12 protein-coding genes are annotated in these 15,084 nt (G+C 74.0%); 11 read left to right on the forward strand and 1 reads right to left on the reverse strand.

The genetic code is table 11. From position 1 onward, the window contains the following. Nucleotides 1-137: 137 nt before the first annotated feature. From ACWFR1_RS09170 to ACWFR1_RS09195, 6 genes are all read left to right on the forward strand, one after another. On the forward strand, nt 138-1,019 hold the full coding sequence (locus ACWFR1_RS09170) for an ATP-dependent DNA ligase (protein ID WP_453548283.1): 882 nt from the start codon (nt 138-140) through the stop codon (nt 1,017-1,019). A gap of 188 nt (nt 1,020-1,207) precedes the next feature. Then, nucleotides 1,208-3,427, forward strand: coding sequence for a PBS lyase (locus tag ACWFR1_RS09175; protein WP_453548285.1), 2,220 nt, complete (start codon nt 1,208-1,210; stop codon nt 3,425-3,427). A 446-nt stretch (nt 3,428-3,873) separates the two neighbouring features. Further along, the gene (locus tag ACWFR1_RS09180) at nt 3,874-4,665 is read left to right on the forward strand and encodes a hypothetical protein (protein ID WP_453548288.1); all 792 of its coding nucleotides are present in this window, start codon (nt 3,874-3,876) and stop codon (nt 4,663-4,665) included. Further along, nucleotides 4,662-5,939, forward strand: coding sequence for an ATP-binding protein (locus ACWFR1_RS09185; RefSeq protein WP_453548290.1), 1,278 nt, complete (start codon nt 4,662-4,664; stop codon nt 5,937-5,939). The genes ACWFR1_RS09180 and ACWFR1_RS09185 overlap by 4 nt, the downstream gene beginning before the upstream one ends. Before the next feature lie 81 nt (nt 5,940-6,020). Next, nucleotides 6,021-7,400 carry an FtsW/RodA/SpoVE family cell cycle protein gene (locus tag ACWFR1_RS09190; protein WP_453548292.1) on the forward strand — a complete coding sequence of 460 codons (1,380 nt, stop codon included), beginning with the start codon at nt 6,021-6,023 and terminating at the stop codon, nt 7,398-7,400. 63 nt (nt 7,401-7,463) lie between these two features. Continuing rightward, nucleotides 7,464-8,939 (forward strand): penicillin-binding transpeptidase domain-containing protein, encoded by a 1,476-nt coding sequence (locus ACWFR1_RS09195; RefSeq protein WP_453548294.1) that lies wholly within the window; start codon nt 7,464-7,466, stop codon nt 8,937-8,939. A gap of 150 nt (nt 8,940-9,089) precedes the next feature. Here ACWFR1_RS09195 and ACWFR1_RS09200 read toward each other — a convergent pair whose 3' ends face one another. After that, nucleotides 9,090-10,211 (reverse strand): ferritin-like domain-containing protein, encoded by a 1,122-nt coding sequence (locus ACWFR1_RS09200; RefSeq protein WP_453548296.1) that lies wholly within the window; start codon nt 10,209-10,211, stop codon nt 9,090-9,092. Between the two features lie 210 nt (nt 10,212-10,421). On the opposite strand from ACWFR1_RS09200, the gene ACWFR1_RS09205 reads away from it, so the two are divergent. From ACWFR1_RS09205 to ACWFR1_RS09225, 5 genes are all read left to right on the forward strand, one after another. Next, the gene (locus ACWFR1_RS09205) at nt 10,422-11,357 is read left to right on the forward strand and encodes an AurF N-oxygenase family protein (protein ID WP_453548299.1); all 936 of its coding nucleotides are present in this window, start codon (nt 10,422-10,424) and stop codon (nt 11,355-11,357) included. 91 nt (nt 11,358-11,448) lie between these two features. Further along, on the forward strand, nt 11,449-12,171 hold the full coding sequence (locus ACWFR1_RS09210; RefSeq protein WP_453548302.1) for a TetR/AcrR family transcriptional regulator: 723 nt from the start codon (nt 11,449-11,451) through the stop codon (nt 12,169-12,171). Nucleotides 12,172-12,198: 27 nt separating this feature from the next. Continuing rightward, nucleotides 12,199-12,537 carry a hypothetical protein gene (locus ACWFR1_RS09215; protein ID WP_453548305.1) on the forward strand — a complete coding sequence of 113 codons (339 nt, stop codon included), beginning with the start codon at nt 12,199-12,201 and terminating at the stop codon, nt 12,535-12,537. A gap of 74 nt (nt 12,538-12,611) precedes the next feature. Beyond that, nucleotides 12,612-14,054, forward strand: a complete 1,443-nt coding sequence (locus ACWFR1_RS09220; protein WP_453548307.1) for an NlpC/P60 family protein — start codon at nt 12,612-12,614, stop codon at nt 14,052-14,054. Nucleotides 14,055-14,386: 332 nt separating this feature from the next. After that, nucleotides 14,387-14,842: a hypothetical protein gene (locus ACWFR1_RS09225; RefSeq protein WP_453548309.1), complete on the forward strand. Its 456-nt coding sequence runs from the start codon at nt 14,387-14,389 to the stop codon at nt 14,840-14,842. The last annotated feature ends 242 nt before the right edge of the window (nt 14,843-15,084 follow it).

The raw sequence follows: 15,084 nt of genomic DNA on the forward strand, positions 1-15,084 counted from the left end.
CTTGTGCGGTGGGCGACCCGCCCCGCGCGGGGGACGATCGGCACTGCGCGGAGGGCGACCCGCCCCGCGCGGGGGCGCGTCGTGAGCGGGGGCCCGCCGTGAATCGGGGTCGCGCCGGCGGCCCGCGCGGTGGGGCCGTGGCCCTGCCCCCGCCCGTCGACGTCATGCGGCCCCGGTCCGCCGACGAGATCCCCGCCCAGGCGGAGCCGCCGCGGGAGCTCCAGTACTCCCTCAAGCTCGACGGGTTCCGCGCCCTCGCCTTCGTCCTCGACGACGGGAAGGTCGTCCTCCAGTCCCGCTCGCGCCGGGACCTCGCCCCCGAGTTCCCCGAGATCGCCGCCCACCTGCGCGAGCAGCTGCCGCCCGGGATCGTGCTCGACGGCGAGCTGTGCGCCTACCGGGACGGGCGGCTCAGCTTCACCGACCTGCTCCGCTCGCACGGCGACCGGGTACGGGCGGGGGTGCCCGTCTCGTACATCGCCTTCGACCTCCTCGCCGTACCGGGGCGCGACGTGCGGGGGCTGCCCCTCCGCGACCGGTGGGAGCTGCTCGGGGCGGCCCTGCGGGAGGCGGAACCGCCCCTCCAGCGCGTCCTCGCCACCCTGGACGAGGAGACCGCCCGGGAGTGGTTCCGCGACCTGCGGGACGCCGGCGTCGAGGGGATCGTCGCGAAGTCGCTGAGCTCGGCCTACCGGGCCGGGCACACCTGGGCCTGGCGCAAGATCCGGCACGCCGATACCCGGGACGGGATGCTGCTCGGTGTGATCGGCCCGGCCGACCGGCCCCGGGACCTGCTCGTACGGCTCCCCGACGGCCGTACCGTCACGACCTCGCCCCGGCTCACCCCCGCGCAGTCCCGCCAGGTCGGGGAGCTGGTGGCCGACCGCGTCGGCGCCCTCGCCGAGGACCCGGAGCACGGGCTGGTGCGATGGGTGGAACCGCCCGTTCCCGTCGAGCTGCGTCAGGTCGCCGGGCGGCACGAGACGGCGGCGTTCGTCCGTGTCCGGTCGGAGGGGTGAGGGAGGGCGGACGAGGGGGCGTCGGGGCGGCAACTCAGCGCAACCGCCCTGCTCCGCACCGCACATGGCGCAAACAGAGCGCAACCAGGGGCCCACGCAGGGCTGGTGGCGTCGGTACGGCGTTGTTGTCCGTCCTGTGGTGCACACTTGCTCACTGGTACAGCGCTCACGGGGAAGGCGGCCTGGCAATGCTGACGGGGATCGAGGAGGTCGACTGGGCCTCGTTGGGGCACGCCTACGGCCCCGCGGACGACGTGCCGGCGCTGCTCCGCGGACTCGCCTCCGCCGATCCCTCGGAGCGGGAGACCGCCCTCGACGGCATGTACGGCGCGGTGCACCACCAGGGCGACGTCTACGACTCGACCCTCGCCTGCATCCCCTTCCTCCTGGAGCTCGTCGCCGACCCCGCCGTCCAGGACCGGGGCGGCATCGTCGAGTTGCTCACCAGCATCGGCGGGATCGAGCTCGACGACGACGAGGAACTGGACGAATTCGACCCGGACGACGAGGAGTTCATACCGGCGGCCAACTATGCGATGGCCGCCGCCGCCATCGCCGCCGGGGCCGACGTGTTCCTCGGGCTCGTCGGGGATCCCGACCCCGAGGTGCGGCTCGCCGCGCCCTGCGCGCTCGCCTCGCTGCACCCCGAGCCCGCGCGCGTCCTGACCCTGCTGCGGGAGCGGCTCACCGTCGAGCGGGACACCGAGGTGCGGCTCGCCCTGGTGGCCGCGGTCGGGCGGATCGCCCTGCGGCACGCGTCGCTGCGCTCCGAGACCGTCGAGTGGCTCGACTGGCTCGCGCGCGCCGCGCAGGATCCCGGGCTCCGGCTCGCGGCCCTCACCCAGCTGGCGCGCTGCGCGCCGGCTGAGATCCCGGACGACATCGTGCGGTGGGTGACGGAACTCCTGGAGGAGATCCGGACCGCCGCGCAGGCGGCCGGCGGCGACGGTGCGCCCGGTGCCGACGGCCGGCCCGGTGTCGATGGCAGGTCGGGTGTCGAGGACGGGCCTGGTGTGGAGGGTGGGCCTGGTGGCGACGGCGGGTCCGGGGTCGACGGCCGGCTGCCCGGCGCTCCCACGCTCATCGGGCAGGTCCGGGAGATCCTGGAGGAGCAGGGGGCCGGGCGGCCCGCCCCCTGGACCGAGGAGCTGCTCCGGACCCTGCACGCCGCGCTCGACGACCGTGTCGACGACCGGATCGCGCTGATCCTCGCGCAGCTGCGCAGTCCCGACCGGTGGCAGCGGTCGGATGCGATGTGGCTGTGCGGCGGGTTGATCCGGGTGTGGCGCGGGCGGTACGAGGAGGTCGTCCGGCTCGTCGGCGCACAGCTCCACGACGCGGATCCGCGGCTCCGGGAGGCCGCCACCTCGTTCCTTGAGCGGCTCTTCGAGCTGGGCGGACCCGCCACGGACGCGCTGGCCGTCCGGCTGACGGCTGAGGCCGGCGGGCGCGGCTGGCCGGGTGCCCTGCGGGACGGCTCCGGTGGGCTCGGTGGACGGTCCGGGCGGGACGGGGCGCTCCTCGCGCTGGCCCGCGCCGGGGACACGCGCGCGGTCCCGCTGCTCGCCCGCGCCCTGGAGGAGCCCGAGGTGCGGCGCGAGCTGCTGTACGCCATGGACGGCCTCGGGCCGGCCGCGGCGGGCCTCGCTCCGCTGCTGCGGCGCCGGCTTTCCGAGGTCGAGCTCGACGAGGGGCTGTACGACCGGGCGGCGCCGTTGTTGTACGCCCTCGCGGCGGTACGGGGCGCCCAGGCGCTCCCCGAGGTGCTGCGGGTGCTGCGCGGCGCGCCGGAGCACCGGCGCGACTGGGTGCGGGAGTCGGCCCTGCGGACCCTGGCGGCCTTCGGCCCTGCCGCCCGTGAGGCCGTACCGGAACTGCGCGGGCTGCTGGCCGTGGAGTCGGCCTCGGTGTCCACGATGGCGGCGCGGGCCCTGTGGGCCGCCGAGGGGGACAGGGGGGACGTGCTGCCGGCGCTCGAACGGTGGCTGCGGCCGGGCTCCTCGGCCCCGGACTGGTGCTGCGCGGCGCTGTCCCTGGGGGCGATCGGCCCGGCGGCGGCCGCTTCGGCGACCGCTCTGCGGCCCGGTCTCGCCTCGCGGGACCTGTGGGTACGGGTCCGCAGCGCGACGGCCCTGTGGCGGGTCTCCGGCCGCGCCGACCAGGCGCTTCCGGTGCTGCTCGCGGCCTGGGAGGAGAACCGGCACGCGCGCGTGGACATCGCGGAGTGTCTGGCGGAGATGGGCCCGGCGGCCTCGGAGGCGCAGCTCACGATCCTCACCGAGCTCACCCGAAGACGGCGGCACAACGCCCGCGAGGGTGGTTCCGGCAGTCACGACATCCACCAGGACGAGAAGCTCCTGACCTTGTGCCGGGCGGCCCTGGCGCGGATGGAGCGGGGAGCGTTCTGAGGAGGGCCGTGAGGCCGCAGGCCCCCGGAAGCGCGCGGCCGTGAAGCCGCCGAACCCCCGAAGCACGCGGCCGTGAGGCCGTCGACCCCCCGAAGCACGCGGCCGTGAAGCCACCGACTCCCCGAAGCACGCGGCCGTGAGGCCGTCGACTCCCCGAAGCACGCGGCCGTGAGGCCGTCGACTCCCCGAAGCACGCGGCCGTGAAACCGCCGACTCCCCGAAGCACGCGGCCGTGAGGCCGTCGACTCCCCGGAGCACGTCCGACATCCTCGTCGATCCCGCCGCCCCCGAGCAGGGCGGCCGGGTCGACGAGGATCGCCATTCCCGCACACCACGACTCCCTCCCCCGCCGAGAGGCAGAGGGAATATCTCTCCGCATATGGTCGACGGGACGGTGGACGGGACACCGGACCGCCGCGGAGGAGAAGCACCGGGAGGAGGAGCGCGTGAGACCGCACGCCGCAGCCGCCCTGGGAGTGGCCGGAGCCCTCTGCGCGCTCGCCACCGCGACCGGCTGCGGCGGCGGCGAGGGCGGGCTCAGGAGCGCCGGCCCCACACCCACCGCCGTCGGGCCCGTCCGGCTCTGGCCCGAGCTGCCGCCCGCCACCGACCCGCCGTTCGACTACGGCGAGTCGGACACCCAGCGCGTCCCCGGCGTGAAGGCACCGGACAACGACGTCCGCCGCGTCGCCCCCCTCGCCGTCGTCCAGGCCGAGGTGCGCGCGCACCCCGACACGTACTCCGGCGCGGACGGACTGTACGAGGAGACCTCCCGGGCGATCCGGGCGTGCACCGCGAAGCCCGCCGCGTGTCCCGTGCTGCGGCCGTACTACCACGACCTCACCGGCAACGGCCGGGACGAGCTGATCGTCGGGATCCGGATGCCCGACCAGCAGGTCGGGGTGCGGGTCTACCTCGCCGAGAACGGCGGGCTCACCCGCGTCATGTCCACCGTCGACCAGGTCATCAGCGTGGAGCTGGCCGGCCGGGACCTGATCATGCGGGTGAGCTCGGCCGGCATCCCCGGGTACGAGTACCGCACCGCCTGGTCCTGGGACGAGCAGCAGCACAGCATGCTGCCCACCCGGGACGAGATCATCCGCGTGAAGCCACCCGGCACCGGCGCGTCACCCGTGCCGCCCGCGCCGCGGCTCGTGAGCCCGACGCCCACGCCCGCGCTGCCCGCGCCCGTGTCCACGCCCGCACCCGCCACGCCGCCCGTGGAGCCGGGCCCGTGAGGGCGCCCCGGCTGCCCGCCTGGACCGCGACCCTCACCTGGAAGGCCGCGGTCTTCATCACCGTCATGTGCTGCGCCCTCGCCGCGCTCCTCGGCGTCCTCGTCCACGTCTCGGTGGCCGGCCAGACCGTCCACGACACGCGGGAGAAGGCCCTCACGCGGCTCACCGAGGTCAGCCGGCTCTACGAGGCGGGTGAGCCGCTCCCCCGGTTCTCCGGCGTCGACCCGCCGGGGCTGCCGGCCCCGCTGCGGGAGCTCGCCGCCCGGGGCGAGCACGGCACGATGGTCGCGGACCACGAGGGCCGGCCGACGATGTGGGCGGCGGGCCCGGCTGACGGCCGCGCCCTCGCCGTCCGGGTCGACTACACGCAGAGCGCCGAGACGATCGACGCGCTCGACCGGTCGATCCTCGGCTCGTCCGTCCTCGCGATCGGGGCGACGCTGCTCGTCGGCGCCTTCGCCGTCAGCCGGGTCACGCGCCGGCTGCACCTCACCGCCCAGGTGGCCCGCCGGATCAGCGCCGGTGACCTGGACGCGCGCGTCGACGCCCCCCGTACCAAGGATGCTTCGCGCCCCCAGGACGAGGTGGCGACGGTCTCCGCCGCGCTCGACACGATGGCCTCCTCGCTCCAGCGGAAGCTGCAGAGCGAGCAGCGGTTCACCGCCGATGTGGCGCACGAGCTGCGGACCCCGCTGACCGGGCTCTCGGCCGCCGCCGAGCTGCTGCCGGACGGGCGGCCGTCGGAGCTCGTACAGGACCGGGTGAAGGCGATGCGCGACCTCACCGAGGACCTCCTGGAGATCTCCCGGCTCGACGCCCGCAACGAGACCGTGGACCTCGCGGTGCACGAGCTCGGCCCGCTCGCCGCGCGGGTGGTCCGCGTCTCGGGCACGCCGACGGAGGTGCGGGTCGTCCGGGACGCCGCGGTGGAGACGGACCGGCGGCGCCTTGAGCGGGTCCTCGGCAATCTGATCGCCAACGCGCACAAGCACGGGGCTCCTCCGGTGGTGGTGACGGTGGACGGGCCGACGGTGACCGTGCGGGACCACGGCCCGGGCTATCCGCAGTACCTGCTGGAGTCGGGGCCGCAGCGGTTCCGTACCGAGAGCGGGGGCAAGGGGCACGGGCTCGGTCTGACGATCGCCGTGGGGCAGGCGGAGGTGATCGGCGCGGAGCTCACGTTCCGGAACGGCGGGGGCGCCGTCGCCCTGCTGCGACTGCCGGAGTACGTGCGGCTCGCCGACCCCGAGCCCGAGCCCGTACGCGAGGACTGACGCACGAGGAGCGGACAGCACCCCACGGCACACCGTCACACAAAAGGGACATAGGGCATACCGCTTGCTACGTTGCGGACCATGACCACACCGCGCACGGACGCTCCCCCGCCCGGGGTACGCATCCCGAAGCGCCGCGGCGTGGAACTCTCCCTCCTCGTCTGCGCCGTCCTCATCTCCGTCTACGGCTACGCAGCGGTCGGCCTCGCCCGCAGCGGCGCCGTGCCGCCGGACGCCGCCCGCTACGGCGCGGGGCTCGGGCTGCTCGCACTCGTCGCCCATCTCGCGGTCCGCTTCCGCGCCCCGTACGCCGACCCGCTGCTGCTGCCGATCGCGGTCCTGCTCAACGGCCTCGGCCTCGTACTGATCTACCGCCTCGACCTGGAGACGCCGCACGACCAGGCGGCGGCGACGCAGCTGGTCTGGTCGACGCTCGGGGTCGCGCTCTTCATCGTGGTCGTCCTGCTGCTGCGCGACCACCGCACGCTCCAGCAGTACGCGTACGTCTCCGTCGCCGCCGCGCTCGCCCTGATGATCCTGCCGATCTTCTTCCCCGCCGTGAACGGCGCCAAGATCTGGATCAGGATCGGCGGGCTCTCCTTCCAACCCGGCGAGTTCGCGAAGATCCTGCTCGCGGTCTTCTTCGCCGCGTACCTCTCCGCCAACCGCAACGCCCTCGCGTACACCGGCCGCCGGATCTGGCGGATCCAGTTCCCCACGGGGCGGGTGCTCGGGCCGATCGTGGCGATCTGGCTGCTGAGCGTCGGCGTCCTCGTCCTGGAGCGGGACCTCGGGACCTCGCTCCTCTTCTTCGGCCTCTTCGTGATCATGCTGTACGTGGCGACCGGCCGGACCGGCTGGATCGCGGTCGGGCTGCTCCTGGCCTCCGCCGGGGCCTTCCTCGTCGGCTCGCTCGAACCGCACGTGCACAGCAGGGTCGAGGACTGGCTCGACCCCTTCGCCTCGATCCGGGCGGGCGAGGGACCGGGGCAGCTCGCGCAGTCGCTCTTCTCCTTCGCCGCCGGCGGGATGCTCGGCACGGGGCTCGGTCTCGGCCATTCCGTCCTCATCGGCTTCGCCGTGAAGTCGGACTTCATTCTCGCGACGGCGGGCGAGGAGCTCGGACTCGTCGGCCTCACCGCGCTCTTCCTGCTGTACGCGCTCCTCGTCGCCCGCGGCTACCGCGCCGGCCTCTCGCTGCGCGACCCCTTCGGGCGGCTGCTCGCGATCGGGCTCGCCTCGATCGTCGCGCTCCAGGTCTTCGTGATCGCCGGCGGGGTGATGGGGCTGATCCCGCTCACCGGCATGGCGATGCCGTTCCTGGCGCAGGGCGGCTCGTCGGTGGTCACCAACTGGGTGATCGTGGCGCTCCTCATCCGGGTCAGCGACTCGGCCCGCGCGCCGCAGCCGGACTCGGCCGACACCGGGACGCTCGCCCCGGTCAGGGAGGACGCCCAGTGAGCCCGTACGACCGGAAGGGCGCAGCCCAGTGAGCCCGCACCGGAGCCTTCGGGAGGACCGCCGGTGATCCGGTACATCCGGCGGGCCGCCGCCCTCTGTCTCGTCCTGCTCGTCGCCCTGCTCGTCAACGCGGCCCGCGTGATGGTCTTCGAGGCCGAGGACCTCGACGACAACCCCGCCAACCGGCGGATCGCCATCGACCGGTACGCGGAGCCGCGCGGCGAGATCGTCGTCGACGGGAAGCCGGTGACCGGCTCCCGGGACAGCGGACAGCAGCTGCGCTGGGAACGGAGCTACCGGCAGGGGCCGTTGTACGCGCCGGTGACCGGCTACGCCTCGCAGACGTACGGCACGACGCTCGTCGAGCACGCCGAGGACGCGGTCCTCGGCGGGACGGACCCGATGCTCGCGCCGCTGCCGCTCTGGAACGACCTCACCCGGGGCCGGCAGCCCGGCGGCGACGTCCTGACGACGATCCGCGCCCCGATGCAGGAGGCCGCCTACCGGGGGCTCGACGGGAAGCGGGGCGCGGTCGTCGCGGTCGAGCCGTCCAGCGGCCGGATCCTGGCGCTCGTCAGCTCGCCCTCGTACGACCCCGGGGTCCTCTCGGGCACGGGCAAGGGGGTGAAGACGGAGTGGAAGCGGCTGAACACCTCCCCGAACCAGCCGATGCTGAACCGGGCGCTGCGCCAGACGTACCCGCCGGGCTCCACGTTCAAGATCGTGACGGCGGCGGCGGCGCTGGACGCGGGGGTGGTGCGGGACGTGGACGCGCCGACCGACACCCCGGATCCGTTCGTCCTCCCGGGCACCCGGCAGGTGCTGCCCAACGAGGCGCGGGGGTGCGCGGACGCGTCCCTCGCGTACGCGATCCAGTGGTCGTGCAACACGGTGATGGCCGGGCTGGGGGTGGAGGTCGGGCTCACCGGGATGGTCGACGCGGTGGAACGGTTCGGCTTCAACGACACGGGCCTCCGGGTGCCGTCCTGGGTCGCGAAGTCCAACTTCGACCGGGAGATGAGCCCGGACCAGCTGGCGCTCTCGTCGATCGGGCAGTTCGACACGACCGCGACCCCGCTCCAGATGGCGATGGTCGCGGCGGCCGTGGCCAACAACGGGGAGATCGCCCAGCCGTACCTCGTCGACCGCACCACGACGTCCGGCGGGACGACGGTGGACCGCACGGGCCGCCGCAGCTACCGGCAGGCGATGAACCCCTCGACGGCGCTCCAGCTCCAGCGGCTGATGGTGAAGGCGGTCGAGGAGGGGACGGGGACCAACGCGGCGATCCCGGGGGCCCTGGTCGGCGGCAAGACCGGCACCGCGCAGCACGGCTTCGGCAACACGGGCACGCCGTACGCCTGGTTCATCGCCTGGGCCCAGGCGGAGGACACGGCCCGGCCGGCGGTCGCGGTGGCGGTCGTCGTCGAGGACGCCGAGGCGTCCCGTACGGACATCAGCGGGGGCGGCAGCGCGGCGCCGATCGCACGGGCGGTGATGACGGAGGCGCTACGGCTGGAGGCGGGGGCGCGGGGGTAGGGCGGCGGCTGTCCGGCGGGGGTGCCGGGTGGTGCCCCGCGAGGGCGGGCCGGGTGGTGCCGGGTGGTGCCTCCGCGAGGGCTGGCCGGGTGGTGCCGGGTGGTGCTGCCCCGCAGGGTGGTCCGGCTCCTGCGCAGTCGCCGCGTCCCGCTACGCCCCGCTCTCCGCCGCCGCCCCGTCCGCGATCGCGTCCGCCACCTCCGCCTTCCGCGCCCGCTCCTCCGCCGCGAAGCGCTCCGCGTCGAGCCGCTCCGCGATCTCCTCGTCCTGGGTCATGAGCAGGTCCAGGCTGGAGTCGCCGAGGTCGAAGACGCCCATGTCCAGATAGGCCTTCTGGAGACGCTCGCCCCAGAGGCCGATGTCCTTCACACAGGGGACGATCCGGCTGAAGAGGAGCTTGCGGAAGAGGTGCAGGAACTCGCTCTGCTCGCTGAGCTCCTCCGCCTCCTTGCGCGGGATGCCGAAGTTCTCCAGGACCTCGACGCCGCGCAGCCGGTCCCGCATCAGATAGCAGCCCTCGATGACGAACTCCTCGCGCTCGCGGAGCTCCGCGTCCGACAGCTGGCCGTAGTAGTCGCGCAGGGCCATCCGCCCGAAGGCCACGTGCCGGGCCTCGTCCTGCATCACGTACGCGAGGATCTGCTTGGGCAGCGGCTTGTCGGTGGTGTCGCGGATCATGCCGAAGGCGGCGAGGGCGAGTCCTTCGATGAGGACCTGCATGCCGAGGTAGGGCATGTCCCAGCGGGAGTCGCTCAGGGTGTCGTCGAGCAGGCCGCCCTTGAGGCTGTCGTTGATCGGGTAGAGCATCCCGATCTTCTCGTGGAGGAAGCGGCCGTAGATCTCGGCGTGCCGGGCCTCGTCCATGGTCTGGGTGGCCGAGTAGAACTTGGCGTCGAGGTCGGGCACGGACTCGACGATCCGGGCGGCGCAGATCATGGCGCCCTGCTCGCCGTGGAGGAACTGGCTGAACTGCCAGGAGGCGTAGTGCCGGCGCAGGTCGCCCTTGTCCTTCTCGGTCATCTTCGCCCAGTGGCGCGTGCCGTAGAGGTTGAGCACCTCGTCGGGGGTGCCGAGGGGGTCGTACGGGTCGACGTCGATGTCCCAGTCGATGCGGGTGGCGCCGTCCCACTGCTTGTCCTTGCCCTTCTGGTAGAGGGCGAGGAGGCGTTCGCGGCCCTCCTCGTACTCCCAGGAGAAGCGGGCGGCGCCGGTGGCGGGCACCTGCCAGGTGAGGGTGGGCGGGGCCGTGGTGTAGAGGTCGCGCGTCGACACTGACGTCTCCTTCGGGGGTCGGATGGCCGTTCCCGCGGTGCGATGCCTTCGATCCTGCGATTCCTTCGGGTGATTCCACCGGTCAGTTCACACGGCGGTAGACGGGTCGTCAACAAGTCGCGCGCAGGGGATTGACGGCGCTACTGACGGGCAGTCTCATAAGGGTGACCCCTGGTAACGCGACGGCGAGCACAGCGAGGTGCCCCCACCATGACCCCCTTCACCGAGCCCGACTTCAGCCTCCTCCGGGACGCACTGGGGCCGCTGCGCGACCGTGAGCAGGTCGCCGAGCGGCTTCTGGAGTCCTCCCGCAGGCATTCCTACGACCCGGACACCGAGCTCGACTGGGACGCCCCCTTCGAGGACGGCAAGTGGTTCTGGCCGCCCGAGCTCCTCTCCCTCTACGACACCCCGCTGTGGCGGCGGATGTCCGAGGAGCAGCGGATCGCGCTCTCCCGCCACGAGGCGGCCTCGCTCGCCTCGCTCGGCGTCTGGTTCGAGATCATCCTGATGCAGCTGCTCGTCCGGCACATCTACGACAAGTCCCTGACCAGCCATCACGTCCGGTACGCGCTCACCGAGATCGCCGACGAGTGCCGGCACTCGATGATGTTCGCCCGGCTGATCCAGCGGGGCGGCACGCCCGCGTACCCGGTCCCCCGGCTCTACCACAACCTCGCGCGCGTCCTGAAGACCGTCTCCACGACCCCCGGATCCTTCGCCTCCACACTGCTCGGCGAGGAGATCCTCGACTGGATGCAGCGGCTGACCTTCCCGGACGAGCGGGTGCAGACGCTCGTCCGCGGGGTGACCCGGATCCATGTCGTCGAGGAGGCCAGGCACGTCCGGTACGCCCGCGAGGAGCTGCGCCGCCAGATGGCGACCGCTCCGCGCTGGGAGCAGGAGTTCACCCGCCTGAGCTGCGGCGAGGCGGCCCGCGTCTTCTCCACCTGTTTCGTGAACCCCGGGGTGTACGACGCCGTGGGCCTGGACCGGCGGGAGGCCGTCGCGCAGGTGAGGGCGAGCGGGCACCGCCGCGAGGTCATGCAGTCCGGCGCCAAGCGGCTGACGGACTTCCTCGACGACATCGGGGTGCTGCGGGGTGCGGGCCGCCGCCTGTGGAAGTCCTCGGGCCTCCTGGCCTGACGCGCCCCGGGCGCCCACCGCGCCCCGCCCCGCCGCCGGGCGCCCACGACGGGCGGGGCGGCCCGGCGGGTGCCCGGCTACGCTGCGGGGCATGACGAGCGCCGCCACACCCGCGTACCGCAGGCTCAGTGTCGAAGAGCGGCGCGGGCAGCTCCTCGACGCCGCCCTGGGGCTCTTCGCCCACCGGACGCCCGAGGACGTCTCGCTCGACGACGTCGCCGAGGCGGCGGGCGTCTCGCGGCCCCTCGTCTACCGCTACTTCCCCGGCGGCAAGCAGCAGCTGTACGAGGCCGCCCTGCGTTCCTCTGCCGACGCCCTGAACCGCTGCTTCACCGAACCGCCGGTCGGGGCACCCACCGAACGGCTCGGCCGGGTCCTCGACCGCTATCTGACCTTCGTCGACGAGCACGACGCCGGGTTCAGCGCCCTGCTGCGGGGCGGCAGCGTCGCCGAGACGTCCCGGACCACGGCGATCGTGGACGAGGTGCGGCGGGCCGCCGCCGAGCAGATCCTCGTCCATCTCGGGGTCGCGCGGCCGGGTCCCCGGCTCTCCATGCTGGTGCGGACGTGGATCGCGGCCGTGGAGGCCGCCTCGCTCATCTGGCTCGACGAGGAGAAGCGGCCCCCGGTGCGCGAACTGCGGGAGTGGCTGGTCGACCACCTCGTCGCCCTCCTCGCGGCGACCACGGCGAGCGACGAGGAGACGGCGGCGGTCGTCGGCCGTCTCCTCGCGCAGGAGACGGCCGACGGGCCGGTGGCGGCGCTCGCCCGCAAGGTGATCCCGGTGGTGGGCGAGGCGGCCCACCTGCTGTGAACCGGGAAGCCGGGAGAGACTGGAGGGGTGAGAAGCGAGAACACGCCCTTCCGCGGCGGCCCCCTCGACGGCCGGGTCCTCCCGATCCTGGTCGGTCCGACCGGCCACCCGCCGAAGTGGTACGAGGTGCCGGTCCCGGCCCATGACGGACGCCCGCCGATGCTGCACACGTACCGGCGTGAGCCCGCGGGGTACACGAAACGGCTCGGGCTCCAGCGCGGTTGGGTCTACGCGTACGCCCCCGAGGGCCGCGAGCGGCGCGAGCTGAAGTGGCCGTGGTCCAAGCCGGGCGGCGGGGCGGGCGACGGGACGAGCGGCGGGGCGGGCGGCGGGGCGCGGCCAGAGGGCGCTGGGCCGAACGAGTGACCACGCCGAGCGTGCACCGATTCGTACGGTAATCGGATGAAGTGACGCGTCATCATCCCCCTGGAGGTGGTGACGTGTCGCGAAGGCTGCTGCGTACGGTCTGCACGGGGGCGCTGGCCGCGGCGACGGCCCTCACGGGGGTGGTCCCGGCCGCGGGCGCGGGGCCGACGGACCCGCCCGTGGACCCGGCGGCGGAGGCCCCGATCGCCTGGGCGGACCCGGCGGCCGAACCGGTCGGCCCGGTGGATCCGGAGGCCGGGGCGGATCCGGTGGCGGGCCGAGTGGATCCGGTGGATCCGGTGGATCCGGTGGATCCGGTGGATCCGGTGGATCCGGTGGATCCGGTGGGCCCAGTGGGCCCAGTGGAGCCGACCGCCGGAACGGATCCCGTGGATCCAGCGGATCCAGCAGATCCAGTCGATCCCTCTGCCTCCTCCGCCCTCCCCGACCCCTCCGTCACCCCCGCCGACGACGCCGCCGCCATGCCGCCGCCCGGAGGCGACTCCGTCGCCGGGCTCCTCGCCCGGCTGCGGACGCTCTACCAGCAGGCCGAGGAGGCCACCGAGCGGTTCAACGCAGCCGAGGAGGCGCTCAAGCTCCAGGCCGCCGACACCAAGAAGGTCACCGCGCGGCTCAGCGCCGCCCGGACCGATCTCGCCCGGGGCCGGGCCGAGGCCGGGCGGCTCGCCAGGGAGCAGTACCAAGGCCGGAACGAGTTCTCCTCGTACCTCCAGGTGCTCTTCGCGCAGGACCCCCAGTCGGCCCTGGACCAGGGGCGACTGCTGGCCCGCGCCGCCCGCGACCGGGCCGGCACCGTCTCGCGGCTCGAAGGGGCCGAGCGGAAGGCCGACGCGCTCGCGGGCGCGTCCCGCAAGGCCCTCGACCGGCAGCAGTCCCTCGCCGCCGGGCAGCGCGAGCGGCGTGACGAGGTGACGGCGAAGCTGCGCGAGGTCGAGAAACTGCTCGCGTCCCTCTCGCCCGAGCAGGTCACCCGGCTCACCGAGCTGGAGCGCGTCCAGACCGCGGGTGCCCAGCGCGAACTCCTCGACTCCGGCGTCCTGGACGGCCTCCGCACCCCGTCCGGAGCCGGCGCGGAGGCCCTGCGCTTCGCGGTGGGGCAGATCGGCAAGCCGTACGTGTGGGGGGCCGAGGGCCCGGATTCGTACGACTGCTCGGGGCTGACCCAGCGGGCGTGGGCGGCGGCGGGGCGGGAGATCCCGCGGACGAGCCAGGAGCAGTGGGCGACGCTGCCGCGGGTGTCGCTGGCCGAGCTCCGCCCGGGCGACCTGGTGGTCTACTTCCCCGGCGCCACCCATGTGGCGCTCTATCTCGGCGAGGGCCTGGTGGTGCAGGCGCCGCGGCCCGGCGGGAAGGTGAAGGTCTCCCCCGTCGCGGCGAACCCGCTGCTCGGGGCCGTCCGGCCCGATCCGGGCGGGGAGGCCCTGAAGACGTACGCCCCGCCGACGCTGCCGGCGGGGGCGAAGGACGGAGAGGACGAAGGGTACGACCGCTCGTGAACTCCCACTCCCTGTCGACCCCTTGCCCTCTCACGTAATAAGCGCAAAGCTATTAGGATCCTTACATTCCTCCGTCTGGACTCGGCGCCCCGCCATGCCCGCGCTGCTGCCGGACACTGGACCCCAACGCACCCTGGCCGCCTCGAACTTCGTCTACACCGTCGACAGCGGCCTCTTCCTGACCGCCGGGGTCCTGTACTTCACCCAGGCCGTGCACCAACGCGCTCGCGTTCGCCGCCGCGGCGGCCGTCCTGCTCCTCCTGCCGCCCGTCGCCCCCGCGCCCGCCGCCGGAGGACCCCGCTGGATCGCCCTGCGGGACCGGCCGTACCTCGTGGTCACCGCGCTCGACGGCGTCATGGCCATCCAGTTCAAGGTGCTCACCGTCGCCATCCCGCTCTGGCTGGTCGGGTCCACGACCGCCCCGCACTGGCTGGTGCCGGGCGCGATGCTCGTCAACACCGTCATCGTCGTCGGACTCCAGGTCCGGGCGAGCCGTGGCATCGACTCGCCCCGGGCCGGCGGCCGTGCCTACCGGCGCGCCGGAGCCGCCTTCCTGGCCTCGTGCGGTCTGGTCTCGCTCTCCGCCGGGGTCCCGGCATGGGCGGCCGTCGCCCTGCTCCTGACCGCTGTGGTGGTCCACACGGTCGGCGAACTGTGGCACTCCGCAGGAGGCTTCGAGGTGTCGAGGTGTCCTTCGCCCTCGCCCCACCCCATGCCACCGGCCAGTACCTGGGCGCCTTCGGTCTGGGAGCGGGCCTCTCCGAGGCGCTCGGACCGGGGCTCCTGATCACCCTCCGCATCACCTGGGGCACCCCCGGCTGGTTCGTCGTCGGCGGCCTCTTCGCGGTCGCCGGACTCCTGCCCCCCTCGCGGTGCGCCGGGCGGAGGCCGCGACGGCGGCTGCGGCTGCGGCTGCGGCGACGGCGACGGCGACGAAGGCCATGACGCCCACGGCCCGGCCGGTGCCCGCGAGCACCCCGCCGACCGTCCACGGCTCGCCGTCCGGCACGTACTCGTCGCCGGTGTCCT

It is taken from the genome of Streptomyces sp. NPDC055103 (assembly GCF_053607625.1).